Annotated in this window: 24 protein-coding genes and 1 pseudogene; 13 read left to right on the forward strand and 12 right to left on the reverse strand. The window is 60.1% G+C overall.

Translation table 11 applies throughout. The annotated features are described in order from the left end of the window. Nucleotides 1-111: 111 nt before the first annotated feature. Nucleotides 112-801, reverse strand: a complete 690-nt coding sequence (locus OEG84_RS07460) for an NAD(P)H-binding protein (protein ID WP_267653156.1) — start codon at nt 799-801, stop codon at nt 112-114. 86 nt (nt 802-887) lie between these two features. On the opposite strand from OEG84_RS07460, the gene OEG84_RS07465 reads away from it, so the two are divergent. The 3 genes from OEG84_RS07465 (at nt 888) to OEG84_RS07475 (ending at nt 3,092) form a co-directional block, all read left to right on the forward strand. After that, a complete protein-coding gene (locus OEG84_RS07465; protein ID WP_267653157.1) occupies nt 888-1,463 on the forward strand; it encodes a TetR/AcrR family transcriptional regulator in 576 nt (191 codons plus the stop codon). Nucleotides 1,464-1,497: 34 nt separating this feature from the next. Then, nucleotides 1,498-2,355, forward strand: coding sequence for an SDR family oxidoreductase (locus OEG84_RS07470; protein ID WP_267653158.1), 858 nt, complete (start codon nt 1,498-1,500; stop codon nt 2,353-2,355). A 125-nt stretch (nt 2,356-2,480) separates the two neighbouring features. Continuing rightward, complete coding sequence (locus tag OEG84_RS07475; RefSeq protein WP_267653159.1) at nt 2,481-3,092, forward strand: rhodanese-like domain-containing protein; 612 nt, start codon at nt 2,481-2,483, stop codon at nt 3,090-3,092. Nucleotides 3,093-3,122: 30 nt separating this feature from the next. Here OEG84_RS07475 and OEG84_RS07480 read toward each other — a convergent pair whose 3' ends face one another. Continuing rightward, complete coding sequence (locus tag OEG84_RS07480) at nt 3,123-3,986, reverse strand: LysR family transcriptional regulator (protein ID WP_267653160.1); 864 nt, start codon at nt 3,984-3,986, stop codon at nt 3,123-3,125. A gap of 171 nt (nt 3,987-4,157) precedes the next feature. Between OEG84_RS07480 and OEG84_RS07485 the strand changes: the two genes are divergently transcribed. The 4 genes from OEG84_RS07485 to OEG84_RS07495 all read left to right on the forward strand — a co-directional run bounded on the left by OEG84_RS07485 (nt 4,158) and on the right by OEG84_RS07495 (nt 7,491). Further along, nucleotides 4,158-4,766, forward strand: coding sequence for a glutathione S-transferase family protein (locus tag OEG84_RS07485; RefSeq protein WP_267656117.1), 609 nt, complete (start codon nt 4,158-4,160; stop codon nt 4,764-4,766). A 117-nt stretch (nt 4,767-4,883) separates the two neighbouring features. Continuing rightward, the gene (locus OEG84_RS07490; protein WP_267653161.1) at nt 4,884-6,872 is read left to right on the forward strand and encodes an FAD-binding oxidoreductase; all 1,989 of its coding nucleotides are present in this window, start codon (nt 4,884-4,886) and stop codon (nt 6,870-6,872) included. After that, nucleotides 6,788-6,988, forward strand: coding sequence for a 2Fe-2S iron-sulfur cluster-binding protein (locus OEG84_RS25470; RefSeq protein WP_425602902.1), 201 nt, complete (start codon nt 6,788-6,790; stop codon nt 6,986-6,988). Before OEG84_RS07490 ends, OEG84_RS25470 begins: the two co-directional genes overlap by 85 nt. Nucleotides 6,989-7,023: 35 nt before the next feature. Further along, nucleotides 7,024-7,491, forward strand: coding sequence for a nuclear transport factor 2 family protein (locus OEG84_RS07495; RefSeq protein ID WP_267653162.1), 468 nt, complete (start codon nt 7,024-7,026; stop codon nt 7,489-7,491). A gap of 302 nt (nt 7,492-7,793) precedes the next feature. On the opposite strand, the gene OEG84_RS07500 is transcribed toward OEG84_RS07495, so the two are convergent. After that, nucleotides 7,794-9,008 carry an acyl-CoA dehydrogenase gene (locus OEG84_RS07500; protein WP_425602829.1) on the reverse strand — a complete coding sequence of 405 codons (1,215 nt, stop codon included), beginning with the start codon at nt 9,006-9,008 and terminating at the stop codon, nt 7,794-7,796. A 145-nt stretch (nt 9,009-9,153) separates the two neighbouring features. After that, a complete protein-coding gene (locus tag OEG84_RS07505; protein ID WP_267653163.1) occupies nt 9,154-9,627 on the reverse strand; it encodes a hypothetical protein in 474 nt (157 codons plus the stop codon). Between the two features lie 118 nt (nt 9,628-9,745). Between OEG84_RS07505 and OEG84_RS07510 the strand changes: the two genes are divergently transcribed. Together OEG84_RS07510 and OEG84_RS07515 are read left to right on the forward strand one after the other, a co-directional pair. Beyond that, complete coding sequence (locus OEG84_RS07510) at nt 9,746-10,774, forward strand: AraC family transcriptional regulator (RefSeq protein ID WP_267653164.1); 1,029 nt, start codon at nt 9,746-9,748, stop codon at nt 10,772-10,774. A 168-nt stretch (nt 10,775-10,942) separates the two neighbouring features. Beyond that, nucleotides 10,943-11,242: a LuxR C-terminal-related transcriptional regulator gene (locus OEG84_RS07515; RefSeq protein WP_267653165.1), complete on the forward strand. Its 300-nt coding sequence runs from the start codon at nt 10,943-10,945 to the stop codon at nt 11,240-11,242. A 165-nt stretch (nt 11,243-11,407) separates the two neighbouring features. Here OEG84_RS07515 and OEG84_RS07520 read toward each other — a convergent pair whose 3' ends face one another. After that, nucleotides 11,408-12,094 (reverse strand): D-lyxose/D-mannose family sugar isomerase, encoded by a 687-nt coding sequence (locus OEG84_RS07520; RefSeq protein WP_267653167.1) that lies wholly within the window; start codon nt 12,092-12,094, stop codon nt 11,408-11,410. Nucleotides 12,095-12,246: 152 nt separating this feature from the next. On the opposite strand from OEG84_RS07520, the gene OEG84_RS07525 reads away from it, so the two are divergent. Further along, complete coding sequence (locus OEG84_RS07525; protein WP_267653168.1) at nt 12,247-12,720, forward strand: MarR family winged helix-turn-helix transcriptional regulator; 474 nt, start codon at nt 12,247-12,249, stop codon at nt 12,718-12,720. Nucleotides 12,721-12,800: 80 nt separating this feature from the next. Here the strand turns inward: OEG84_RS07525 and gndA are convergent, their stop codons facing one another. The 6 genes from gndA to OEG84_RS07555 form a co-directional block, all read right to left on the reverse strand. After that, nucleotides 12,801-14,258 carry an NADP-dependent phosphogluconate dehydrogenase gene (gndA, locus tag OEG84_RS07530; RefSeq protein ID WP_324288183.1) on the reverse strand — a complete coding sequence of 486 codons (1,458 nt, stop codon included), beginning with the start codon at nt 14,256-14,258 and terminating at the stop codon, nt 12,801-12,803. Between the two features lie 90 nt (nt 14,259-14,348). Further along, nucleotides 14,349-14,507, reverse strand: a complete 159-nt coding sequence (ccoS, locus tag OEG84_RS07535; protein ID WP_267653170.1) for a cbb3-type cytochrome oxidase assembly protein CcoS — start codon at nt 14,505-14,507, stop codon at nt 14,349-14,351. After that, nucleotides 14,504-16,834, reverse strand: a complete 2,331-nt coding sequence (locus OEG84_RS07540) for a cation-translocating P-type ATPase (RefSeq protein WP_267653171.1) — start codon at nt 16,832-16,834, stop codon at nt 14,504-14,506. Before OEG84_RS07540 ends, ccoS begins: the two co-directional genes overlap by 4 nt. Further along, nucleotides 16,831-17,343 carry a FixH family protein gene (locus OEG84_RS07545; protein ID WP_267653172.1) on the reverse strand — a complete coding sequence of 171 codons (513 nt, stop codon included), beginning with the start codon at nt 17,341-17,343 and terminating at the stop codon, nt 16,831-16,833. The genes OEG84_RS07540 and OEG84_RS07545 overlap by 4 nt, the downstream gene beginning before the upstream one ends. Next, on the reverse strand, nt 17,340-18,911 hold the full coding sequence (gene ccoG, locus OEG84_RS07550; RefSeq protein WP_267653173.1) for a cytochrome c oxidase accessory protein CcoG: 1,572 nt from the start codon (nt 18,909-18,911) through the stop codon (nt 17,340-17,342). The genes OEG84_RS07545 and ccoG overlap by 4 nt, the downstream gene beginning before the upstream one ends. A 196-nt stretch (nt 18,912-19,107) precedes the next feature. Beyond that, nucleotides 19,108-20,322, reverse strand: coding sequence for a HupE/UreJ family protein (locus OEG84_RS07555; protein ID WP_267653175.1), 1,215 nt, complete (start codon nt 20,320-20,322; stop codon nt 19,108-19,110). 17 nt (nt 20,323-20,339) lie between these two features. On the opposite strand from OEG84_RS07555, the gene OEG84_RS07560 reads away from it, so the two are divergent. After that, nucleotides 20,340-21,107 (forward strand): DUF4198 domain-containing protein, encoded by a 768-nt coding sequence (locus OEG84_RS07560; protein WP_267653176.1) that lies wholly within the window; start codon nt 20,340-20,342, stop codon nt 21,105-21,107. A gap of 105 nt (nt 21,108-21,212) precedes the next feature. Here the strand turns inward: OEG84_RS07560 and OEG84_RS07565 are convergent, their stop codons facing one another. After that, nucleotides 21,213-22,100, reverse strand: a complete 888-nt coding sequence (locus OEG84_RS07565; RefSeq protein WP_267653178.1) for a LysR substrate-binding domain-containing protein — start codon at nt 22,098-22,100, stop codon at nt 21,213-21,215. Nucleotides 22,101-22,214: 114 nt separating this feature from the next. Here OEG84_RS07565 and OEG84_RS25580 point away from each other — a divergent pair. Together OEG84_RS25580 and tnpC are read left to right on the forward strand one after the other, a co-directional pair. Continuing rightward, nucleotides 22,215-23,159: pseudogene (locus OEG84_RS25580) on the forward strand (homocysteine S-methyltransferase family protein). A 282-nt stretch (nt 23,160-23,441) separates the two neighbouring features. Next, nucleotides 23,442-24,719 (forward strand): IS66 family transposase, encoded by a 1,278-nt coding sequence (gene tnpC, locus OEG84_RS07575; protein ID WP_267651873.1) that lies wholly within the window; start codon nt 23,442-23,444, stop codon nt 24,717-24,719. Nucleotides 24,720-24,780: the final 61 nt, after the last annotated feature.

Here is a 24,780-nt window from a genome sequence, read left to right on the forward strand (position 1 = left end):
TTGAAATAGAAAAGAGTGGGTCAGCAGGTGGGTATCTATCGACCATTCTAAAATCCTTGTCAGCCCTTAAAATCCTTGTGGCAGAATGAGGCCTGTTATTCGCACGACGCTCTACCCCTCACAAATCCGGTTGAAATCATCCCATTCGAGGATTTCGCTGGCCTCTCCGGTGCGCGCAAGTGCGGTGCGATCGAGATTGAGGGCGATGGCCTGGCCCAGCCGCGCCAGTTTGACGCCGCGAAACTTGCGCAACGGCCCGGCAAGCAGCGGCGTGAGCCAGGGCCAGACGGCAAGCGTCAGTGCCTGGCTGACGCCGTAGCGGTTGGTTGGAGTCAGGATCATGCTCGGGTGAAACAGGCTTAGCCGCGCAAATTCGAGTGCTAAAAGCCCGCGTTCCAGTTCGCCCTTGCTGCGCAGATAGAAGGATTTCGATGTGGCGTCGGCACCCACCGAACTCAGCAATTGAAAATGCCCGACCCCGGCCTCGCGACAGGCGAGGCCGAACGCCAGCGGAAGATCGCGGTCGATCCTGAGAAATTGCGCACGGCCTTCCTTCGAGGGCTGGCCGACACCAAGCGTGCAGATCGCGTGGCTGTGGCCGGCCAGCAGATGCCGGTAGCTTTCGGGATCGGTGACATCGGCCACATGCTGGCTGACTTTCGCGCTCGATGATCCCTCATAGCGCTGCCGCCCGATCAGCGTGATGCCCGCGACGCTGTCCATGCCAAGCAGCGCCTTGACCACCTCGCCGCCCACGGCGCCGGTCGCGCCGATCATCACCACCTGTTTGCCGTCCGCCATTCTGCACTCCGATTGGATTTCGGGTTGAAACAAACGCCGCCAACGCCTATTGGGTAATGAATATTCATTACTGGAATTGCTGTCTGATGCCAAGACCCACCGCCGAACAAATCCGAACCCGCATCCACGAGGCGCTGGTGCGCGAAGTCGCGGAAAAAGGCATTGGCGCGGTCTCCGTCGGTCATGTCGCCAAGCGGGCCCGCATTTCGCCGGGCACCATCTATCTGCATTTCGACAGCAAGGAGGACATGCTCCAGAAGGTCTATCTGGAGATCAAGACCGAGTTTCACGGCATCATCGTTGCCGCCCAAGACGAGCCCTGTTCCCGCGCCATGATCCGCCGCATGTGGCGCGACCTGTTCGATTTCGTCTCGGCCCACCCGCATGATTTCCAGTTCGTTGAATATGCCGGCGCCGCCCAGGTGCTGACCGCCGCGCAAAGCCGCAGCATCGGCTACATGCAGGCCGAAATCGCCGCCATGCTGCAGCGCGCGGTCGATGACGGCACGCTGGCGCCGCTGCCGATCGCCACGCTCACGGTGCTGCTGGTCGCCCCCGCCATGCATCTGGCCCGCACCGCGCTGCTTGCGGGCCGCGCCGTCCAGAAATCCGAAATCGACCTCACCTTCGAGCGCGTCTGGATCGGCGTAAGCGCGCACTAACATTGAAACTTGCCCCAACCGTCAGGAATTCGTCATGCAGAAGATCGTCCTCATCACCGGCACCTCCACCGGTCTCGGCATCGAGCTGTCGGTGCAGGCCGCCCAGGCCGGCCACAAGGTCTACGCCACGATGCGCAATCTCGATAAGCGCGCAGCCCTTGATCAGGCCGCCAGCGACGCCGGTGTCAGCCTCAACGTGCTGCAGCTTGATGTGCAGGACAGCGCCAGCATCGCCAGCGCGGTCGACACCATTATGGCCGAGAATGGCCATATCGATGTGCTGATTAACAATGCCGGCGCCGGCTTCGTCCGCTCCACCGAGCAGGCGAGCGAAGCCGAAATCGGCTGGGTGATGGATGTCAATTTCATGGGCGTGGTCCGCTGCACCAAGGCGGTGCTGCCGCATATGCGCGCCCGCCGCCAGGGCCATGTCATCGCCATCTCCTCGGTCGGCGGGCTGGTCGGCCAGCCGTTCAACGAGATCTACTGCGCGGCCAAATTCGCCGTCGAAGGCTACATGGAATCGCTTGCGAGCTACGTAACGCCCTCCTTCGGCCTCGATTTCAGCGTGGTCGAACCCGGCGGCATCACCTCCGAATTTGCCAACAACGTGCTCAAGCAGGTGAGCGAGACCGGCGGCATGCTCGAGGACGAGTACCTGCCGATCCTGCAGAAATACATCGGTGGTGCAGAAAGCCGGCGCGACCAGAACATCTACCAGACCGCCCAGGAGGTCGCCGCCGTGGCGATTGACTGCATTGCGGCCGAAAACCCGCCGATCCGGATCCGCACCTCCGAATGGGCCGAACAGTTCTGTTCGCTCAAGACCGGGCTCGATCCCGACGGGCGCAAGCAGCAGGCGGCCGTCATCGCCCAATTCCTCGGCGACTAAATCCGGTCGCTCCGAGGCCGTATCCATTTATCCATGCACGCGGCCCTTTACAGCGTCATCGCGGCTGCCGATACTGCGTGCAACGCAGGATGGAGCGCCGCAAACCAGCGGCAAGGGAGGTTGAAATGCAACGCTTGGCGGTATTTTTCGGATTGATCTGGTTTGCTCTTGCCGGCAGCGTGGGCTACGCGCAAGACAGCGAAGTGGTGGTCAAGATCCGCCCCGACATCGCCAGCGTCGAGGTCAACACCGCCGATGGCCCGGTAACCATCGAACGCATTCAGGACACCGAGCACGAGATCACCGGCTATTTCGCCCAGACCTCGCGCGCCTGCCCGCCGTTCTGCATCCAGCCGTTTCAGGTTGCCGAAGGCGTCGCTACCATCGGTGAGCTGGAAATGCTCGATTTGCTGGCCGACAATCAGGCTCTGGTCATCGACGCCCGCACCATCGACTGGCACGCAGGGGAAACCATTCCCGGCTCGCTCAACATTCCCTACACCGAGATCGCTGATCGTCTGGGTGAACTCGGCTGCACCAGAACCGGCGAGGCGTGGGACTGCGCAAATGCTGCCCCTGTCGCGCTCTATTGCAACGGCCTGTGGTGCAGCCAGTCGCCCACCGCCATCCGCGCGATGCTGCGTGAAGGCTACCCGGCGGAGCGTATTTCCTACTATCGCGGCGGCATGCAGTCCTGGAAAATTCTCGGCCTGACCACGGTCGAAGGCGGTCTCTGAGAGGTTATCGCAGCGGCCCGACGCCCGCGCTTATCTGAAGGTCTCCGCCAGGTGATCAATCAGCGCCCGTATCCGCGCGGTCAGGTGACGGCCGGGAGGATAGACCGCGTAGAGCGCCATGGTGGTCACCTCGAGCTCGGGAAAGAGCAGCTCCAGTTCGCCGCTGGCGATGAACGGCGCCACGGCGTAATGCGGGCACCGGGCGATCCCCAGCCCGCCGATCGCCATATGCGTGAGCGCCCGCGGCGAATTGGCGTGAAACGAGCCATCGACATGAACCAGAACCTGCTTGCCGCCGATCCGGAACAGCCAGTCCTGCGGGGTGGCCGAGGTCTTCTGGATCAGGCAATTGTGGGTCGCCAGTCCGTAAGCGTCAGACGGCCGACCGTGCCGGGCCAGATAGTCCGGCGCCGCCACCACCACCATGCGCATGTCCATCAGCTTGCGCGCCACCAGGCTTGAATCCTTCAGCGCCCCGAACCGAACCGCGATATCGATCCCCTCCTCGACGATCGCCACATGCTGGTCCGACAGGTGCATGTCGAGCGAGACCTTCGGATGGGCGAGCTGAAACGGCCGGATTGCATTGACCAGCTCAAGACTGCCAAACCCGGTCGGCGCGGTCAGCCGGATCGGCCCGGCCAGTTCGGATTGGCGCTCCTGCACCAGCCCTTCCAATTCGTCGAACTGGTCGAGCAAGGGCACACATCGCTCGAAATAGGCCCGTCCGGTCTCGGTCAGCGAGACACTGCGCGTGGTCCGGTTGAGCAGTTGCGCGCCGAGTTGCTCCTCAAGCTGCCGCACCTGTTTGCTGGCGAGCTTGGTGCTGATCCCCAACCGCCGCGCCCCCGAGGTGAAGGAGTGCTGCGCCGCCACCGCGGCGAATGTCCGCATTGCGCCGATCCTGTCCATGTGTCCCCGCCTCCGGATCAATTACTATCGCCATTTTGTACATGATCATTCGCAAAGGCAATGGATTATCGCCAGCATTTCGGTTTGCTAAATCTGCATCTGCAAACCAAACGCACCATCCCCACCGTAAAAGGTAAACCCATGTCTCAGGCGATACGAATTCACAGCTTCCCCAAATCCGGCCACGCGCACCGGGTACGTCTGTTTGCCAATCTTGCCGGCATCGCACATGAAGTGATCGAGGTCGATCTGCCCGCCGGCGAACACAAGAAGCCGCCTTTCCTGGCGCTCAACCCCGCCGGTCAGGTGCCGGTGATTGAGGATGGCGACACGGTGATTGCCGATTCCAACGCCATTCTGGTCTATCTCGCCCGAAAATATGCGCCGTCCTATTTGCCCACCGACCCGGCAGCCGAAGCCGAAGTGCAGAAATTTCTCAGCCTCGCCGCTGGCGACCTGGCCTTTGGCCCGGCGGCCGCACGCATGATTACCGTCTTCAATGCTCCGCTCGATCCTGAGGCCTGCAAGGCAACGGCAGCCAAGCTGCTCGGCCTGCTCGAAACGCTGATGGAAGGTCGCCAGTTTCTGGTCGGCGAGCGGCCCACAATCGCCGATGTGGCAATCTACTCCTACACGGCGCACGCGCCCGAAGGTGGTATTTCGCTCGAGCCCTACCCCAACGTTCGCCGATTGCTCAAGAATATCGAGGCACTGGACGGTTTCGTTCCGATGCCCTCAACCAAGGTCGGTCTGGCTGCCTAAGCCTCACCGTCTGCCTCGCCCCCGATCCCGGATACCGTCCTCCGGAGGAGGGAGACCGGAAAGCTCCCCCGGCTTTCCGGCGGCGAGGCTTTATCACCACCTTCCGCGAGACCCCAAATGCACCCCGACAAAGAAACGCAGCCCGACGTTTCGCCATTTCATGACGGCGAACAGCGTATGCAGGCACGCATCGACAAACGCGAGACGGCGGAGCAGTTCGGACAACGCTTCATTCGAACGTTTCTGCTCGACCAGCACCGGACATTTTTTGCCCAACTTCGGTTCCTGGTGGTGGGCGGCGTCGATGCCGATGACTGGCCCTGGGCATCGGTCCTCACCGGTCAGCCGGGCTTCCTGTCAACACCGGACACGACCACCATCTCGGTTCGCGCGACAGCCGCGGGTACCGACCCGCTGCATGGCACGATCAAATCCGGCGCGAAACTTGGCCTGCTTGGCATTGATCCATCGACACGCCGCCGCAACCGCCTGAACGGCCAGGTGACGTCAACGGATGCCACCGGTTTCACTCTCGCCGTCGACCAGTCATTCGGCAATTGTCCGCAATATATTCAAAGCCGCACGCTCGATACTGATCACACGCCCGCGCAATCAGGTACCGAGATTGGCGTTCAGACCTTCCGTGAATTCGATGACAAGGCTCGCGCCATGATTGGCGCCGCTGACACCTTCTTTGTATCCAGCTACGACCGCACCGCAACACAGTCCCCCGCCGAGGGTGTCGATGTCTCCCATCGCGGCGGCAAACCAGGTTTTGTTCGGATCGAAGCCAACACGCTGACGATCCCTGATTACAGCGGCAATCATTACTTCAATACGCTTGGCAATTTCCTCGTCAACCCGAAGGCCGGGCTGCTCTTTGCTGATTTCCAATCCGGCGATCTTCTCCACCTCACCGGCACGGTGGAATTGTTGCCCGAGGATGACCCGCAGGTTGTTGCCTTCGAAGGCGCTGAACGGGCCTGGCGGTTCACACTCGATCACGGCTGCTGGCGGCAAAACGCGCTACCGATCCGCTACGAATTCGAGGCCTACGCGCCAAGCACGCTGATGACGGGCAATTGGCAGCAACAGTTACAAGCCACGGAAAGCCAAATTGCAGACAGCGACCGCCATGCCTGGCGGCCATTCCGGGTCGCAGCTGTCGAAGACGAAAGTTCGGTAATCCGGTCATTCTATCTCGAACCCGCCGATGGCGGCGGACTTGCGCCGTTTCAGGCCGGCCAGTTCCTCACCATTCGCATCGCCCCCGAAAGCGACGAACCGCCTTACGTCCGCACCTACACGGTGTCATCGGCGCCTCAGGACCCGCATTACCGCATTTCCGTCAAGCGCGAGGAGCATGGTCAGGCATCATGCTATCTGCATGAGGCAGTCGGCCCCGGATACCTGGTCGAGATCAAGGCGCCCACAGGCACCTTCTTCATCGATCCGACCATCAAACGGCCGGCGGTGCTGATTGCCGGCGGTGTCGGTATCACACCCATGATTTCCATGGCCCGGCACGTCGTCAATCAGGGCATGCCAGCGGGCAACCCGCGTCCGCTGACGATACTGCATGCAACCCGGGACACCCACGAGCGCGCCTTCGGCAAGACCTTTCACGACCTCGAAATCCAGACGGCGGGCAAAATCCGATACTTCTCATTCGTCAACCGGCCGCGGGCGGGCGACAAACCCGGCATCGATTTCACCAGCACCGGCCACATCACCAAAGAGGTGCTGAGACAAATACTGCCGCTTGATGATTATGATTTCTACCTCTGCGGCCCACCGCCATTCATGCAGGCAATTTACGATGCTCTACGCATGCTTGGAGTGCACGACGCGCGTATTCATGCCGAAGCCTTCGGTCCGGCGTCGTTGCACCGCACCGCTGATGCGGGAGCGCAGCCCCCTCCCCGACGATCCCCGTTGATGAAGTCGAGGAGGCCGAAGAGGCTGTCATTGTCTTCGCCGCCTCCGGGGTCGAGCATGCCTGGACCAAAGCCGATGGCCCCATCCTTGAATTCGCCGAGGCGCATGGCCTCAACCCTGATTTCGGTTGCCGCCAAGGCAGCTGCGGCAGTTGCGCGACCAAGCTGAGTTCCGGATCGGTCATCTACCGCAACGAACCGGAGGCCGACCGGGCCGACGACGAGATCCTCATCTGCTGCGCAGTCCCGGTAAAGGGTTCGGCAAGAATCGAGATCGAGCTTTAATACGCAGCCGAGTTTTCACTACAAGGAGAAACCCCATGAACGCCCGCCCACTCACACCTCCTTTCACCGAAGAGACCGCACGCCAGAAGGTCAGGCTCGCCGAAGACGGCTGGAACGGACGCAATCCGGCCAAGGTGGCGCTTGCCTACACGGAAGATACGAAATGGCGCAACCGCACCAGTTTCGTAACCAGTCGCACCGAAGCGGAGGCGTTCCTGGTCGGCAAGTGGGACCGAGAGCTGGAGTATCGGCTGATCAAGGAAATGTGGGCCTATACCGACAACCGCATCGCCGTCCGCTATGCCTATGAATGGCACGACGACAGCGGCAACTGGTTCCGCTCTTACGGCAATGAAAACTGGGAATTCAATCAGGACGGCCTGATGGAAAACCGGTTCTCCTCGATCAACGATCTGCCCATCAGCGAAGCCGAGCGAAAGTTCCGCTGGCCCTTGGGTCCGCGCCCGGCCGATCACCCCGGGCTTACCGACCTCGGTCTGTAGCCGGGTTGGGGCCAGGTGGGGTGTGTGGCCATTCCACCCCGCCTGGCCGACCTATCGATGGATGAAATGCATCCGGTTGAATTGCTTCTGGATGGCCGCGGTTTCCGCTGACATTTCTTCCGGCGCGTTGTCGGTGAGCGCCCGGACAGCGAGATCCGCCAACCGCTTCAATCGCTCAGGCTAACGCCCAGCGCTCCGATTAGCAGCCAGCAAAGCCGCGCAGTCGCCGACCACACTGCAAAAAAACGAGCCGCCATGGTGGCGACTCGTCCTGTTCATAAAGGCTCGGATTTCAGAACGGCTCAGAAAAACGCCTGAATGCCGGTTTGCGCGCGACCCAGGATCAGCGCATGCACATCATGTGTGCCTTCATAGGTGTTGACCGTTTCCAGGTTCTGGGCATGGCGCATGACGTGGTATTCCGCCTGGATGCCGTTGCCGCCGTGCATGTCGCGCGCCATCCGGGCGATGTCGAGCGCCTTGCCGCAATTGTTGCGCTTCATGATCGAGATCATCTCCGGCGCAAAACGGCCATCGTCCATCAACCGGCCAACGCGCAGGCTGCCCTGCAGCCCCAGCGCAATTTCGGTCTGCATGTCGGCGAGCTTCTTCTGGAACAGCTGTGTGCCGGCCAGCGGCTTGCCAAACTGGTGGCGGTCAAGACCGTACTGACGCGCGCGGTGCCAGCAATCCTCAGCCGCCCCCATCACGCCCCATGAGATACCGTAGCGTGCCCGGTTGAGGCAGCCGAACGGGCCCTTCAGACCCGAAACATTCGGCAACAGCGCCTCTTCGCCGACCTCGACATTTTCCATGACGATTTCGCCGGTGATCGAGGCGCGCAACGACAGCTTGCCGCCGATCTTCGGTGCCGACAGACCCTTCATGCCCTTTTCCAGCACGAAGCCGCGGATCTGGTTGTCATGCGCTTCGGACTTGGCCCAGACCACGAACACATCGGCGATCGGTGAATTCGAGATCCACATTTTCGCGCCGTTGAGCACATAGCCACCATCGGACTTCCTGGCGCGGGTCTTCATACCGCCCGGATCGGAACCGGCATCGGGCTCGGTCAGGCCAAAGCAGCCGACCCACTCGCCGCTGGCAAGCTTCGGCAGATATTTCATCCGTTGTTCTTCGCTGCCGTAAGCCTGGATCGGGTACATCACCAGGGACGACTGGACACTCATCATCGACCGGTAGCCTGAATCCACCCGCTCGACTTCGCGCGCCACCAGCCCGTAGGACACGTAGCCTGCTTCCGCGCCGCCATATTGTTCCGGCACGGTGACGCCGAGCAGACCCGCAGCACCCATTTCGGAGAAGATGTCCCGGTCGGTGGTTTCGTTCAAATAAGCGTCAGTCACCCGTGGCGCCAGCTTGTCGGCGGCAAACGCGGCCGCTGCGTCAGCGATCATGCGCTCTTCATCGCTCAACTGATCAGCGATCAGGAACGGATCTTCCCACTGGAAAAAAGATTTGGCGGTTTTGATCGAAACGGCGGGAGAGACAGACATCTATATACTCCAATTTGATCCAGTCGGCATGAGGTCAACCCGTCTCGCGGGGCACCACAGCCTTTGACCTTTGTTTATCACGGATCGACGAAGATACTATAGGCTTAAAATTCTTTTCGCGAACCGGACCGGTGCCTGAATTGCCTCAGGGCGCTGCCGGCGGGGTCATCGTTTCCCATAATGCGATCAATTCCCGCCCGGCACCAGCATTTACCGGAACCACCAGCCGCGACAGCGCCCGTGTTCTGCCACCATACATCCACGATGTTGTCTCGAAATAATCCGGCATGCCGCTCTCAAGCGTTTCGGTGAACGAATTCATAACCCGCCTGACACTGAGCGGCGGCACGGATTCCACCACCGGCCTGCCACTTACCGGCGCACCGAACGGCCAATGGCCATTGGCAGGAAGCTCGCGCCAGACCAATACCCTGCCCGGATCATCTATACCGATACGTGCCAGCAAGGGATACTCGGCGCTCAGCGCCGTTACATCGAAACAGGTCACATCGGGCAATCCGCCATCACAAGCCTTGAGCCAAAGCTCAAAGAGCGAGCAAATGCGCGGATGTGCGTCATCAGGCAAGCGAAAGTTGGGCGGCATAAATCGATGGTTCATGGCAACACATTTGAAAATGATCAGAAAAACAGAATTCGAGCTTACCCTTGAAGTCGACAAAAGGAACGATACATGCTTCACCTGAAGCGTCAATTCCTTTACATCACACGCCAAAGCAATGACCCCATCACTAGCCGACCAGTTTGAAGCTGCTGCCGGTGTTGCCTCCGCAATAGGCACCTATGCGACAGGCCGTGGCATTGACGCTGCCCCCATTGCACGCGCCTGCGGTCTGGATCCGGACCGTTTTGATACAATTGGCGAAAGGGTCAGTCTCGATCGCCTGTGCCGTTTCATGGAAGCACTGGCCATGATCTCGGGCGATGATCTGTTTGGCCTGAAGTCATCGGTAATATTCGAAAAAGGCGCAAGCGGACCATTTGGTTACGCGCTGATGAGTGCCCCGACGGTGCGCGATCTGTTGGTTTTCCTGGGCCGCAATCTTCACAAGGCCGGCGAGACAAGTGTGTGCACACTGGAGATAGGCGCCCGGCATACTCATTTTGAATGGGCCTACTCTCCGTTGATCCTGCACAGCGATCAATATGTGGATATGGGCGTGGCGCAGACGCTGTCTCATTTCAGGACAGTTTTGGGCCATGACATCAATCGCGTACAACTCGAACTTGTGCGCAAGAAACCCACAAACATCAATCTACACAAGGAGTTACTGACTCGAAATGTAACTTTCGATGCGCCCATCAACGCTCTTATTCTGCCAACAGAGTTTCTCGCACGCGCCAATCCTGGCGCCGATCCACGTCTGTTTGCCATCATGTCGCAGCAGATGGATGCACTGACGATCCGACATGCAGATGGCGACGATCCGGCAACCGCCATCCGTCTTCATCTGGCCGAAAATTTGGCCGGCAAGGTTCCAACCCTGACCGAGGAAGCCGAACGTCTCGGCATGAGTCCCCGCACCCTGCAACGCCGGCTTACAGAAACCGGAACCAGCATGCAGAATCTGCTCGACGAATGCCGCCGGGAAATGGCTGAACGACTGCTTCTGGAGACAACACTGTCGCTCTCCGCCATCACCTACAAATTGGGTTTCTCAGCACCCGCCGCCTTCACGCGGTCTGCAGTCAGATGGTTCGACATGACACCTAGCGCCTACCGCAAGACGCACCGGCCCGCCTCCTGAGCCGACTGTTCAGCACTCTGCACCAGAGTTGAAAAACGAGCCGATCGTTCTCGAATTCATCATTTCATCCTTACCACATTCCAGAAGAATGGCGCGCGCAGTGAATGTGACTTGCAGCCATTCAGTGCATAACCATCCTCAGAATTTGAACCGGAAACACTGATTTTCATGCGGTCGGCACCGATGCTGCACCAGCAGGAATCTGGAATCCAGATCATTGCAAGAGGACACACCATGGACCTTGGCAGGGACAGAGGGCTGATACCCCTGACACGCACCGAACTTAATTGCCTGCGCCAATGCGCTGAAGGGCGCACCGACGTGGACATCGGCAACGGGCTGGAACTGACCAGCAGTGAAGTCTCTGCGGTTCTTTCGGTGGCCATGCTCAAGTTGCAGGTACCCAATCGCATGGCCGGTCTTGCCAAAGCTGCACGGCTCGGGCTGATCGGCACGCCGCCGCTGTAACCACACACGAGGAACCGTAAACTGTTTCACCTCGGGGCGGGGATGGAGCAGCGGCACGGTTTTTCCAGGACGCCAGTCAGGGCCATGCGGGGTCAGGGCTGGCGTTCTTTGTTTTATCGACCGCCCACAAAGCCCAATCGGCAGGCACGGCGACCGACAGTATTCTCAGAGCCAGACGTCGTAATCCGACACCAGCAAATGGGCTGGCTTGTCGTCTTCGATGATGGTCGAGAAGCGACCGATCGGCTCGCGAAACACATTGTCGGTCAGATCGTCATTGACGGTCGAGACTTCGCCGATCAGCACGTCGGCCCCCTCTCCCCAGAACGCATGCCAGACGCCGGGCATCAGGGTGACACTTTCGCCCGGATCAAGCTTGAGCAACCCGCCCGCGTCCAGGTTTCGAACCACGCCGTCGGTCAGTACGGACACCTTGGCGTCGGGATCAACCGAGCCGTCTTCGGCTGACGCGAACAGTTCCAGCACCAGCTTGCCGCCACCACGATTGATGATGTCTTCCGCCTTGATGTTGTGGCGGTGCATCGGTGACAGCTGATCCTTGCGCGAGATCATGATCTTCTCGGCGTAGAGCATCCCCCTGCCCTTTGCCAAATCCTCAGCCGAGCCGTTGCGGACGGTAAACAGGAACAGCCCGAGTTCATCGAAATTACCCTGTCCGTAATCGGTGATGTCCCACCCCAGCCGATTGGCGCGGATATTCTTTCCGTCGCTGGTGGTGCGGCGGCGCATTTCCTCCGGGCTCCAATAGGCAAACGGCGGCAGAATATAGCCGAACGACCGGATGAACCGGTCGCTCTCTTCGAGGATGTCGTTGATCTGGCTACGTTCCATCGGTTTCTCCGCTCAGGGCCGTTTGTAAAATCGATTAGATCGAGGATTAGGATTATACTGAACCCATGGCAATTGCGCTGACAGGAAATTCGGTCTATTCGGCGCGATTGTAACTGTTACAAACGCAACGTCCATGAAAGCCGAAATCCGACATGCCACCCCACGCCAACCTCAAGACAGATCCGCAGGACGACATATTGGCGCTAGAGGGTTTCTTGCCCTACCGCCTTGCCCGTGCCGCGGAAACCGTCAGCCGCCAGTTCGCCACGCTCTACCGCGAGCGCCACGGCATGACCCGCCCGGAGTGGCGCACCCTGGCCACCATCGGTCAGTTCGGCAAGACCACGGCAACCGGGATCGGCGCCCATTCTTCCATGCACAAGACCAAGGTCAGCCGCGCCATACGCTCGCTCGAGGAGCGCAAGTGGATCAACCGCCAGGCCGACGAGCATGACCGGCGCATCGAACACATCCAGCTCACCCGCGAAGGGCGGCGCCAGTATCAAGATCTGGTCGAACTGGCGCGCAGCTATGAAGCCAAGTTGCTGGAGACTTTGGGGCAGACTGGCGCAAGCCGGCTCGAGTCAGGCCTGAGCGTCATCGAAAACAACCTCACCGACTGGTAGCCGGATCCGGCCCGCCGGGCCATCTCTGATCAAATCGGCAGCGATGTGAGCGCTCGCGTCAGCCGGTCCCCGCGGCTGCGTTAGCCCTGTTCGCCTCCCCAAGGCCCGTGATGCGCGCCATCAGCATCAAAGCGCTCAAACCCGTGAGCACCGAAAAAATCGCGCTGCGCCTGGATGAGATTGGCGGTTCCGCGTTCACGCCGATAGGTGTCGAAATAGCTCACCGCACTAGCTAGCGCCGGCACCGGCAACCCGTTGAGCACCGATTCCGAAACAATGCGCCGCAAGCTGCCGTCGGTCTCTTCGATGATTTTCGAAAACGCCGGCGTCATCGCCAGATTGGCTACATCCGGGGTGTCGGTAAACGCCGTAGCGATCTCATCGAGAAACCGCGAGCGGATGATGCAGCCGGCGCGCCAGATCCGTGCGGTCGTCGCCATCGGCAACTTCCAGTCAAATTCAGCCGATGCCGCTGTCATCACCGCAAAGCCCTGCGCATAGGCCGCGACCTTGCCAGCCAGCAGCGCCTTTTCGAGATCGTCGATGACCTGCTGGCCTTCCCGCCGTGCCTGCTGTGGGGGAAGCCCAAACCGCACCTGCGCGTTCTTCCGCTCGGCCCGCATTGCCGACAGGCTGCGCGCGGCCACCGCCGCTTCGATTGCCGTTGCCGGTACGCCCATCATCTGGCTTTCGATCACCGCCCAGCGGCCAGTTCCTTTTTGGCCTGCGGCATCGACGATGATATCGACGATCGGACGATTCGAGACGACGTCACTGACCTTGAGCACTTCGGCAGTAATGTCGATCAGATAGGAATCGAGCGGACCGGTCGACCAGGCCGAAAACACCGCCGCAATCGACGGCGCGTCCATGCCCAGATGATCGCGCATGACGCCATAGACCTCGGCGATCATCTGCATGTCGGCATATTCGATGCCATTGTGAATGGTCTTGACGAAATGTCCCGCGCCGTTCTCGCCCAGCCACGCGGCGCAGGCCTCGCCCTCATATTTCGCAGAGATCGCGGTCAGCACCGGTTCGACACGCTTCCAGGCCGCCTCGGCACCACCAACCATGATCGATGGTCCGTGGCGCGCGCCCTCCTCACCGCCGGAAACACCCATGCCGATAAAGGTCAGGCCCGAGCCCTCAAGATCGGTGAAGCGGCGCATGGTATCGCGGAAATTGGCGTTGCCGGCGTCGATGATGATGTCATTGGCTTCTAACAGCGGCTGCAGTGCTGCGATCTGCTCATCAACCGGCGCGCCGGCCTTGACCATGATGATCACCGGACGCGGCGGTTTGATCGCAGCGACGAATTCTTCCAGCGTGGCACAGGCCGTGACCCGGTCGGCCAATTCTCCCGCTGAAGCGGCAAATTCGTCGGTGCGCGACGTGGTCCGGTTATAGACGGCGACGTGGTAGCCATTATCAGCAATGTTGAGGGCCAGATTGGCGCCCATCACGCCCAGTCCGATGACTCCGATTTCCGCTTTCGCCATGTCCGTTCTCCGCTGTTCACACACAATTGGCTGCATCTGTGGCCCATTGCTCAGCGCTCGGCAAGCCTCATGGCATGGCGGACCGGTCGTCAGCTATCACAAAGCCGAGAGTGCAGTTGACGGCGGTCAATCCGGTTTCGGTTTGTCGTCATCATCATCAAGGACTCGCCAGGCGGCACCGTCGAGATCGTCGTACTGTCCGCTTTTCATCGACCAGAGAAAACCTGCAAGCCCCAATCCGCCGAGAAACAACGCGATGGGAATCAGGAAAATGAGGTTGGTCATACCGGCGCACCGAGGCCCGGATCCGCAACCGTGGCCACTGCCGAGACGCCGGGTTCATTGCGGGCAAATTGCTCGATCCGGGTCTTGCGCCTCAGCCGCAACGAGTTGAGCACCACGATCACCGATGACGACGACATCGCCAATGCCGCGACCAGAGGGGTCGCATGCCCCAGCACGGCCGCAGGCACGGCAATGCAATTATAGATGACGGCCAGCGCGAAATTCTGCCGGATTAGTTTGCCGGCCTTGCGCGACACCTCGATTGCCAGCGGCACCGCTTCCAGCGAATCGTGCAGAAACACGAAATCGGCAGCCATTCGCCCGACATCGGCGGCACTCGCCGGCGCCATAGACACATGCGCCGCCGACAGTGCCGGGGCGTCATTGAGGCCGTCGCCAACCATCAGGGGCCTGCCACCGGCAGCAGACAGCGCCTTGACCCGGTCGACCTTGCCGCGTGGCCGCACACCGGCCACGTAATCACTGACTCCCAGATCAGTCGCCAGTGCCTTGACCGGCAATTCCCGGTCACCCGACAAGATTTCCGCTTCGATGCCAAGCGCCTTCAGCCGGGCGATGGCCTGCGCAGCCCCACGCCGCAACTGATCGGAGAACAGGAACACATCGAGGAAACGGCCGTTCTTCGACAAGATTACCTGGCTGGCTGCATCCATCTGGTCGAGGCCATCATCATGGCCGTCCAGCGCAAACGCCGCCCGGCCAAGCCGGTAGACATCGCCATCGCTCGAAATCGCCTCGACGCCATCACCGGGCGCCTCGACAATGTCCAATTCCGGCATGAACCCGTTACCCGCCTCATGCGCGGCCAGCGCCTGGCTCAGCGGGTGACGTGAAGCCCGCGCAATCCGCGCGGCAATAGCCAGATGGTTCGGCGCTACCGTGGCCGAATTGATCAGCCGCGGTTGGCCCCGGGTCAGCGTCCCGGTCTTGTCGAATACAACCCGGTCGGTTTCGGCCAACCGCTCCATGGCGGATCCGTCCTTGACCATGATGCCGTTTTCAAACAGCCGTCCCGCCGCCACCACCTGGACCACCGGAACCGCGAGTCCGAGCGCACAGGGACAGGTGATGATCAGCACTGCAACAGCGGTCATCATCGCCATCCGCCAGTCACCTGTCACCATCATCCAGCCGATGAAGGTGCCAAGCGCCAGAATGTGCACGACCGGCGCGTAGATCGCCGAAGCCCGGTCGGCAATGCGGCGATAACCGGCACGGCCACTTTCCGCCGCTTCCATCATCGACACCATCTCGGCCAGGAATGACGACTTGGCGTCGCGGGTTGCTTCCAGCACCAGCGCCCCGGTCAAATTGAGCGTGCCCGCAGGCGTCAGCGAACCGGGCTCGACCATCTGCGGTGCGCTCTCGCCGTTGACGACGGCAAAATCCATGTCCGACCGGCCGGAAACAACCCGCCCGTCGACCGGTATCCGGTCTCCCGGCGCCACCGCCAGCCGCATGCCCGCCTCGATTTCATCGAGCGCCATGTAATCGCGGCTGCCGTCAGGCTGGATCACCATCGCGCCACGCGGCGACAGCCGCACCAGATTGCGCACCGCCGACCGGGCCTTTTCGCGCATCATGTGGTCGAGCGTGCGGCCTGCCAGCAGGAAGAATAGCAAGGTGACGGATGCATCAAAATAGGCGTGTTCGCCATGGGTGATGGTCTCGTGGAGCGAGATCGCATAGGCCAGGATCACCCCCAGCGAAATCGGCACATCCATGTTGGCGCGGCCATGACGCAGCGCGCCCCAGGCGGACGAGAAGAAGATCCGTCCCGAATAGGCCAGTGCCGGAGCGGCGATCAGCGCCGAGATCCAGTGAAACAGATCCCGCGTCGCGGCCTCCGCCCCCGACCAGACAGAGACCGACAGCAGCATCACGTTCATCGAGGCAAAGCCCGCCACCGCGAGCGCCTTGAGCAGATCGCGAAACACCGGATCAACGCCCTCTTCGGCGCCGCCGGGCAGATGCGCCGGATAGCCCAGCGCCTTGAACCGGTCACCAAGCGCGCTCAGCACCGCTTCCGGGTACCCGTCATCACCAGCATTCTCGTCAAATACCACCGCCACCCGCCGTGTCGACAGGTTGACGCGGGCATGATCGACGCCCGAGACCTTCGGCAATTCCTTTTCCAAAAGCGCAATGCAGGCGCCGCAATGTACCCCGGGAACGATCAGGTCGAGCTGGCGCTTGCCATTACCCAGAGAGCGGCTCGACAGCCACATCTCTTCAGTGGACGGTCCTTCCGTCTTCAGCGCTTCAAGTTCGGCAGCGCTTTCCGTTCCCGCCGCACAGCAACTCATTTCAGCACGCTCCCGTCTGCCTCGACATGGAACCGCCGCGCCTTGTGATAGATCGCCTGTCCATCCTTGACGGCGGTGACATGGGCGATCCATTCGCCTTCGGCAAGCCGTCCGTCGGCGACGTAGATGCCTGCCTGATTGGCGTTGAAAACCAGTTCCCGGTCTTCGTGGGTTCCCACAGGCCGCCGCAACGAGGCCGTCACCTCATCGGCGCGGGCCACCCGACCATCGCGGTCCGTGAGCGTGATCTGCAGGCCATCGGCATTGGCGCCAAGGTCCACTTCGTAGCCGAGCGCCGAGATGGCACGGGCTTCTTCCGCCTTTCCGTTGAACTGCTGGCTCGCCACATAGGTGTTGGGTACGACCAGCCCGCTCCAGCTCGTGATAGCAAACCGCGCCATCATCAGATTGACGGTAATGATGACACCGAAGAATGCCACCAGAATGGCCAGCATATGCTTGCCGGTGAATTCCGTCGGCTGGAAAATGGCGCGCAGCATCTGCATCATTTCATCTCCGGCGCATGGAAATTCGCCTTGTAGACATCACGCTCGGCGCTGCCCTTGTCTTCAACGATGAGACGAAAGCTGGCGCTGGTGGAGCTGATATATTGCTTGGGCTGCAGCACATGCACCTTGAGTTCCCTGAGCCGGTCCGGCTCGACCGGGACCGCGAAGGAGGTCCCCGCCGGCTGGTCGATGCCCGGAATGCGCATGGTCGCGCCCTCCAGCCCCTCGATCGACAGGAAGATCACCCGCGGCTCGGCGATCATGTTGAGGATCTTGACCGAATAGCCGTTACGGATATCGCCGTTGGATTCGAGCACATATTGCGGATTGCGGTCATGCAGCACATTGACCTCGAGCCGGTCGCGCGACAACAGCGCAACCAACAGCCCGAGCCCGACCAGCGACCACACGCCCATGTAGAGCAGCGAACGCGGACGGAAGATGATGCGCCAGTTGAAATGCTTGACCTTGTCGACAAAGCCGCCGTCTGCCGTGCGAACCCGAGATGGATCGAGCGTACCGGTTGCCGGGTCCTGGGCCAAAGCCATGTTTTCCGCATAATCGGACAGGGTGGCGTAAGAAATCAGGCCACGGGGCCGGTCGAGCTTGTCCATCACATTGTCACAGGCATCGATGCATAGCGCGCAGGTGATGCATTCGAGCTGCTGGCCATCGCGGATGTCGATGCCCATCGGGCAGACCGCAACGCAGGCATTGCAATCGACGCAATCCCCCTGAATCAGTCCTTGCGCAGCGGCCTTCTTGGTGTGGCGCCCGCGCGGCTCGCCACGCCAGTCATTATAGGTGACAACCAGCGAACTCTCATCGAGCATCGCCGCCTGGATGCGCGGCCACGGGCACATGTAGATGCACACCTGTTCACGCATCAGGCCGCCGAACGTGTAGGTGGTCGCCGTCAGCAGGGCCACCGTGATATAGGCCACCGGCGCCGCGGTGCCGGTCAGAAAATTGCCCAGCAACGTGGGCGCGTCGGCAAAATAGAAGATCCAGGCGCCGCCGGTGGCGACGCCGATCAGGATCCAGGTCGCGTGTTTGGATACGCGCCGCGCCAGTTTCGATGCACTCCAGGGAGCGGCATCGAGCTTCATGCGCTGGTTGCGATCACCCTCGATGAAGCGCTCGACCGCCAGAAACAGATCGACCCAGACGGTTTGCGGGCAGGTATAGCCGCACCAGGCGCGGCCCACCACGGAGGTGATCAGGAACAATCCGAACCCTGCCATCACCAGAAGCCCTGCGACAAAGATGAACTCTTGCGGCCAGATCTCGATGGAAAAGATGTAGAATCGCCGGTTGGCAAGATCGAGCAGCACCGCCTGATCCGGCGCATAGGGACCACGGTCCCACCGGATCCAGGGCGTGACATAATAGATGCCCAGCGTGATCAGCAGCACTATCCACTTGAAACGTCGATAGGCGCCTTCTGCGCGCTTCGGGAAGATTTTCTTGCGCGCTTCGTAAAGCGGTTTGCGTTTCCAGGCGGCATTGACCGCCTCGGCATCAATTTGCTCGATTTCGTCCGCAGCCAACGCGCTTTTGGAAGGCATGTTCAGGTTCATTTCCGGTACCAGTGGTTGGGATCGCAACTTGCCCGTCAGACAGGTCCGCCGCATTGATCAAGATCAAGCGACTACATGCGCCCATCAAGCCCCGGTGGGTGTCGATGTCAATGACAACCATCCCGCATGCGACAATACTGCCACCCGGCCTGGTTTTGGTGGTTCCGAATTACACCCGCGCCGCTCAGCCAATCAGGCCGATGCGCTCGACAAACCACCAGGTGGCAATGGCCGCAATGGCCAGCGACATCGGCATGGTGACGCGGGTCCGGTACCAGGGCTTGTCCGAGAACCAGGCCCCAAACGCCGCATAACAAACCGCGACAACAGCCAGTTGCCCGATCTCGACGCCGACATTGAAGGCAACCAGTCCGGCGACGAAATGGCCGGGCGAAAGGCCGATCTCGGTCAGCACGCCAGCGAAGCCCAGACCATGTAAAAGTCCGAAACCGAACACCACAAACGGACGCCAGGGGCTGAGCCGGTTGGTCGCCAGATTCTCAACCGCAATGAAGACAATCGAAGCGGCAATCAGCGGCTCGACAATCGCCGGCGACAGCGAGATCACGCCCAGCATCGCCAGCGCAAGCGTGACCGAATGCGCCAGCGTAAACGCCGTGATCTGGATGAGCAGCGGCTTGAGCCGTGGCGACAGCAGGAACAACCCGACCACGAACAGGATATGATCGAGCCCCTTGGGAACGATATGGGTGAAGCCGATACCGATGTAATCGCCAAACACCTCAAGCGCGGTGATCTCGAGCCCGCCCTCAACCGGGATCGGCGTGCTCGGGCCGCCATCCTCGAGATAGGCGGAATAGCTGTAGCCGCCTTCCGCATCGGGCGTCCGGATCACGCTCGGGCCAAAGGCCGGGTCAAAAGAAAAAGTCACCGCCTGCGCGCCAGCCGGCAATTGCCCCGCGAGCGATAACCGGCTCAGCCGTGCAAAATCGGTGTCGCCAACCGGATCGAGATCGATGGACTGGACTTCAAGTGCAACCGGCTCTCCGTTTACGCTCAGCTCGACGCCTTGCAGAAACCGGCTCTGAAAACGCTCGAATTCGGCGGCAAGGTCGTCTGGCGCCGCAAGCCGCAATTCATCGTAGCGCTTGGCGTTAGGGCTTTCGTCGGTGTCGCCGTGCCCGGCACCGATCTCGGCCAGTGCCGCCTCCAGGATCAACGAGATGTCGAGCCGGACGCCGCCTTCCCCGTCAAAGGTGAGATCGGCAATCGCCGGGCGGATTTCATGCGCCAGACTGGCAGCACCAGACGTCAGCAGCAGCGCCAGCGCAAAAACCAGCGGCGCCAGCACTTGATTTATCGGACGGAAGAACAGATGCATCAGCAAGGCCAATTCGGAGAAGAACGATGACACGACAGACAGGCCGCATTTGGGCATGTGCTTTTCTTGGACTGATGGGCGCGCTCAGTCCAGTCTCGGCGCACGAGTTCTGGCTCGAACCACAGGATTTCACGGTCGCGCCGGATTCCGAGATCACCGCCGATCTTCGTGTCGGCCAGAATTTCAAGGGCGACGCCTTTCCCTTCATCTCGTCGCGCTTCCAGTCCTTCATGCGGTACGACCACTTGGGCGAAATCAGCATCGAGGGCACCGCCGGCGATATTCCGGCGCTCACGGTGTCGCCGCGCGGCGAAGGCCTGACCATCGTCACCTATGTCTCGGTCGGCCAGCAGCTTCTGTTTCGCGACTGGGAGAAGTTTGGCGAATATCTGGCCTATGAAGGCCTCGACACCGTCGCCGCCCGCCACGACGCCCGCGGGCTGCCACGCGACAGGATCACGGAAATCTACACAAGATGCGCCAAGACACTGGTCAACGTCGGCGACGCTTCAAACGACCAGGACCACGCCACCGGCATGCAGCTCGAACTGGTCGCCGGGCAAAACCCGGCGGCGCTGACACCGGGCACGGAAATGAGCTTCACGCTGTTGTGGGAGGGGCAGCCGTCGGCCAACAGGCAAGTGGCGCTGTTCAGGCGTGATGACAAGGGCGACGCGGTCAGAACGCTGGCGCGCACGGACAACAACGGCGTCGCGCGGTTCATCATTCCAACCGCCGGCACCTACCTCGCCGCCGCGGTGCAGATGACCGAGCCCGCTGCCGACCAGAATGTCGACTGGCAAAGTTATTGGGCTTCCCTGAGTTTTGGGGTGGAAGACTGAACGGCAATGAGGGGCGGGAAGAGGGCTTTGGCTGTCCTACGGACAAATGACACCTATGCGAACTTTGATCATCCGGAACAATTGATCGCACGTAGGTTCGGTTGATCAAGCAGCGGCTTCAAGCTTCAACCAGTTTATAAACAAATTCAGCCGCAAGTCTGGAATCGGTTTTTCTTCTGAGACAACGTAGATGCCCTGCGGACGATTGACCTTGAGGGGGTTGAGCTCAACGAGCCTGCCTGCGGCTTCGTCTGCCGCGGTCATTCTCGTGTCTGCGAGAATGACCGCGTTTCCTGAAAGAGCTGCGTCGAACATGAAGGCACGGCTTTCGTATTCGGTAATGCTGCTTGTGTCTTTGATCTGAACTCCTGCGGCATCGGCCCAGGCCGTCCAATCTTCGCGCCAACGCCCCGCACATGCCAAGTTCAAGTCCAAAACGTTTCTGGCGGTTAAGGGGAGCGGAAAGCCTGCCACCAATTGTGGTGCGCAAACAGGCCTGACGCAATCGTTACAGATAATCGTGCTCGTGAGACCGCCCCAACTGCCCGCACCATAACGAACGGCTGCATCGAAATCCGATTTCCCCAGATCAACATAGTCGAATGACAAGGATGGTTTGATCTCGATCCCGGGGTGTTTTTCATGAAAACCTGACAGGCGCGGCAATAACCAGCGATTGGCGAAGAATGGCGCAATCGTAATTTTGAGCGTGCCGGTCAGATCATGTTTGCGGGCTTGTGCCGCTGCATCTTCGAGCGCGTCCAGCGCTTTGCCAACCTTATCGGACAACTCGCGGCCTTCTGCGGTCAGTACGACCTTCCGTGTCCTGCGCCGAAAAAGGGAAGTGTTCAGCGCAAGTTCCAGAGCCTTGATTTGATGCCCCACCGCAGCGGGGGGCACACATAACTCTTCCGCGCCCTTCTTGATGCTCTCGTGTCGGGCCGCAGCCTCGAAGGCACGCAATTGGTTAAGTGGAGGAATGTGCCTAGCCATGAGTATCATACCCTAGAATAACTAAGTTATGAGCCAATTTATGATCGTTTGTCGGGGATGGCGAGAAGAAACTACACTTGTGTCAGACAAACCTTCCAGAGACAGGAGAACGTCATGAGCCGAGAAAGCCCCAAGTTACCTCACCAAACGGACGATATCTTTCTGACGGACGGCGGAACCGAAACTTGGCTGATGTACAAACGAGGTTTCGATTTACCGGAATTCAGCGCGTTTCATCTGCTCAATGATCCACGAGCGACTGCGGCGTTACGAGAATACTACAGTGCGTTTGCGCACATCGCGCTCCAGCTTGGCACGGGCTTCATTTTTGACAGCCTCACTTACCGCGCCAGCAGGGACTGGGGCAGACTTCTTGGCTATTCCAATGAGGGTTTGGCGGAGATGAACCACAAATGCCTTGAACTGTATCGCGATATTGCAGTCGAAGCCGGGATGGCGGCCGATAAGATTGTGATCAGTGGCTGCATCGGCCCCAAGGGAGATGCGTACAACACCAATTAAGGCCTGACAGCCGAAGCAGCCGAGGCTTACCACAGCGAACAAATCGAGACGTTCAAAGCGGCAGGAGCGGATATCGTGACGGCGTTGACGCTTAGTGCAACGGACGAGGCGATCGGCATTGCACGTGCATCGGCCACAGTGGGCTTGCCATCGGTCATTTCGTTTACGTTGGAAAAAGACCGAAAGTTACGTAGCGGTGAAACCCTGAAGCAAGCGATTGAGACGGTCGACGACGCAACCAATAATGCGCCAGCCTACTACATGATCAACTGTTCGCACCCGGTGGACTTCGGGCCGGCCCTTGAGCCTCAGCCTTGGGTGAACCGGATACGCGGGCTTCGCGCCAATGCATCGACTTTGGACCACGGAACGCTATGCCAACTTGGGCATCTGGAGGAAGGTAACCCGAATGAACTGGCAGAGCAGTATCGTCACCTCAAAACCACCTATCCGAAGATGAATGTGTTCGGAGGCTGCTGTGGCACCGTTTATGCGCATGTCGAGAAAATTGGCAAAGCACTGTTAGCCGTGGCGTGATGTCGACCGCAGAGTGCCATTAGGATTGCTGGCTGCACCCGGCAAACAATATCGCGGTCACCGACGGTCGAATAACAGCTGTGCAGTGTGGCGCGGTATTCTACGCTAAGTACGTAATCTGCCATTTGCGACATCATGCGCGGAGGTCCGCAAAGGGCCGGGAGCGCCATTGAAACAGTACAGATCAAACGGGCGGAAAGGGGCCATTTGCAAGTGATGAACGCCAAAAATGTAATTACCCACCCCCTTGCCATGCACCACAATGTCTGAATCCATGATGATATGGATCGGACTGATTTGCAGCAGCTGAGCAAGGACGAATTGATCGAGATGGTGCTTCGGCTCCAACGGCCTTCCAAGGATTCTCGGACGTCTTCCAAGCCGCCCTCGACGGACAAGAAAGAGAAACGCGTCAACTCACGACCGGGTGGAGCCAAGCCCGGGCATGAACCCCACAATAGGGTGCTGGCGGATTTTGCCGACATGTTTCGCGATCATGAACCGACCGCCTGCAAGAGATGCGGCCATGCGTTTTCCGGTGATGATACGATGGTGCTGGCCGGGGCCTATGACGAGATCGATATTCCTGCGATCCGTCCTCATGTCACCCGGCATCGGCGTTTTTCCTGTCATTGCCCGCAATGCGGCACGACAACAAAAGCCACCGCACCTGCCGTGGCAACCGCAACGCCGTTCGGGCCAGGCATTCACGCGCTGGCGATCTACCTCAAGAGTTTCCATGCATTGTCTTACGAACGCCTGAGCGGTGTGTTCATGGATATCTTCGGCCTTAATGTGAGCGAGGGCGCGATCATGAACATGTTTTCCCGCTCCCGTCCGAGCTTCCAGGCCACAGCACAGGCCGCCAAGGCCAGCCTTCGAGCCGCCCGCGTTGTCGCCAGCGACGAAACCGGTGTGCGTATCGAGGGCACAAATGCCCAACACTGGGTTTTTCATTGCAAGGATGCTGTTGTCCACCAGCCCGATTACTCCCGTGCAGCACGGGTCGTTCACGAGACCATGGGCGGCCATGTCCCCGAGGTATGGATATCTGATCGGTATTCAGCCCAGCAATCTCACGGCCATCGACATCAAACCTGCCTTGCACATTTGGCGCGTGATACAGCCTTTGCGCTGGAACATGGCGAGGATGATCTCCCTCTTCGCTTCCAGCTTTGGTTTGGCCGTGTGTTTGATTTCGCCAGAGCCATAAGCACATTCGCTGCGTCTACCGTCGCAAGCAAGAAGCGCAAATTCGATAAACAGCTTGCCGGGCTTCTATGCGCCCCGACTTCGTGCGACCTGGCCCAAAAGCTCCAGGCCAAGATCGGGCGGGCCCGCGATCAGCTGCTGACGTTTTGCGACTATCCCGGAGAAGTCGATGTCACCAACAACACATCTGAGCGAAAGCTCCGTCCATGGGTCATTCAGCGAAAGGTGACAAACGGATATCGCGCCATGTGGGCCGCCCAAGCCGAGGCGGATGTACGCACGACCATCGACACCGCCCGCCTCAAAGGCGCAAACCCCTTCCAGGTCATCGCATCCGTCCTGGCATAGGCCGGTAGAAGAACCGGAAATCACGAATTCGGGGGTGGGTAATTACCCAAAAATTTGAAAA

The organism is Hoeflea algicola (genome assembly GCF_026619415.1).
Classification (GTDB): Bacteria; Pseudomonadota; Alphaproteobacteria; order Rhizobiales; family Rhizobiaceae; genus Hoeflea; species Hoeflea algicola.

Bases quoted from the DNA above. Each gene is read 5' to 3' on its own strand.
- OEG84_RS07490 (WP_267653161.1), top strand. From the start codon at position 4,884: ATGCACCCCGACAAAGAAACGCAGCCCGACGTTTCGCCATTTCATGAC.
- OEG84_RS07510 (WP_267653164.1), top strand. From the start codon at position 9,746: ATGACCCCATCACTAGCCGACCAGTTTGAAGCTGCTGCCGGTGTTGCC.
- ccoS (WP_267653170.1), bottom strand. From the start codon at position 14,507: ATGACCAACCTCATTTTCCTGATTCCCATCGCGTTGTTTCTCGGCGGA.
- OEG84_RS07470 (WP_267653158.1), top strand. From the start codon at position 1,498: ATGCAGAAGATCGTCCTCATCACCGGCACCTCCACCGGTCTCGGCATC.
- OEG84_RS07500 (WP_425602829.1), bottom strand. From the start codon at position 9,008: ATGTCTGTCTCTCCCGCCGTTTCGATCAAAACCGCCAAATCTTTTTTC.
- OEG84_RS07515 (WP_267653165.1), top strand. From the start codon at position 10,943: ATGCGGTCGGCACCGATGCTGCACCAGCAGGAATCTGGAATCCAGATC.
- ccoG (WP_267653173.1), bottom strand. From the start codon at position 18,911: ATGCCTTCCAAAAGCGCGTTGGCTGCGGACGAAATCGAGCAAATTGAT.
- OEG84_RS07505 (WP_267653163.1), bottom strand. From the start codon at position 9,627: ATGAACCATCGATTTATGCCGCCCAACTTTCGCTTGCCTGATGACGCA.
- OEG84_RS07560 (WP_267653176.1), top strand. From the start codon at position 20,340: ATGGGCGCGCTCAGTCCAGTCTCGGCGCACGAGTTCTGGCTCGAACCA.
- OEG84_RS07475 (WP_267653159.1), top strand. From the start codon at position 2,481: ATGCAACGCTTGGCGGTATTTTTCGGATTGATCTGGTTTGCTCTTGCC.
- tnpC (WP_267651873.1), top strand. From the start codon at position 23,442: ATGGATCGGACTGATTTGCAGCAGCTGAGCAAGGACGAATTGATCGAG.
- OEG84_RS07545 (WP_267653172.1), bottom strand. From the start codon at position 17,343: ATGATGCAGATGCTGCGCGCCATTTTCCAGCCGACGGAATTCACCGGC.
- OEG84_RS07480 (WP_267653160.1), bottom strand. From the start codon at position 3,986: ATGCGGACATTCGCCGCGGTGGCGGCGCAGCACTCCTTCACCTCGGGG.
- OEG84_RS07460 (WP_267653156.1), bottom strand. From the start codon at position 801: ATGGCGGACGGCAAACAGGTGGTGATGATCGGCGCGACCGGCGCCGTG.
- OEG84_RS07555 (WP_267653175.1), bottom strand. From the start codon at position 20,322: ATGCCCAAATGCGGCCTGTCTGTCGTGTCATCGTTCTTCTCCGAATTG.
- OEG84_RS07525 (WP_267653168.1), top strand. From the start codon at position 12,247: ATGCCACCCCACGCCAACCTCAAGACAGATCCGCAGGACGACATATTG.
- gndA (WP_324288183.1), bottom strand. From the start codon at position 14,258: ATGCAGCCAATTGTGTGTGAACAGCGGAGAACGGACATGGCGAAAGCG.
- OEG84_RS07540 (WP_267653171.1), bottom strand. From the start codon at position 16,834: ATGAGTTGCTGTGCGGCGGGAACGGAAAGCGCTGCCGAACTTGAAGCG.
- OEG84_RS07565 (WP_267653178.1), bottom strand. From the start codon at position 22,100: ATGGCTAGGCACATTCCTCCACTTAACCAATTGCGTGCCTTCGAGGCT.
- OEG84_RS07465 (WP_267653157.1), top strand. From the start codon at position 888: ATGCCAAGACCCACCGCCGAACAAATCCGAACCCGCATCCACGAGGCG.
- OEG84_RS07520 (WP_267653167.1), bottom strand. From the start codon at position 12,094: ATGGAACGTAGCCAGATCAACGACATCCTCGAAGAGAGCGACCGGTTC.
- OEG84_RS07495 (WP_267653162.1), top strand. From the start codon at position 7,024: ATGAACGCCCGCCCACTCACACCTCCTTTCACCGAAGAGACCGCACGC.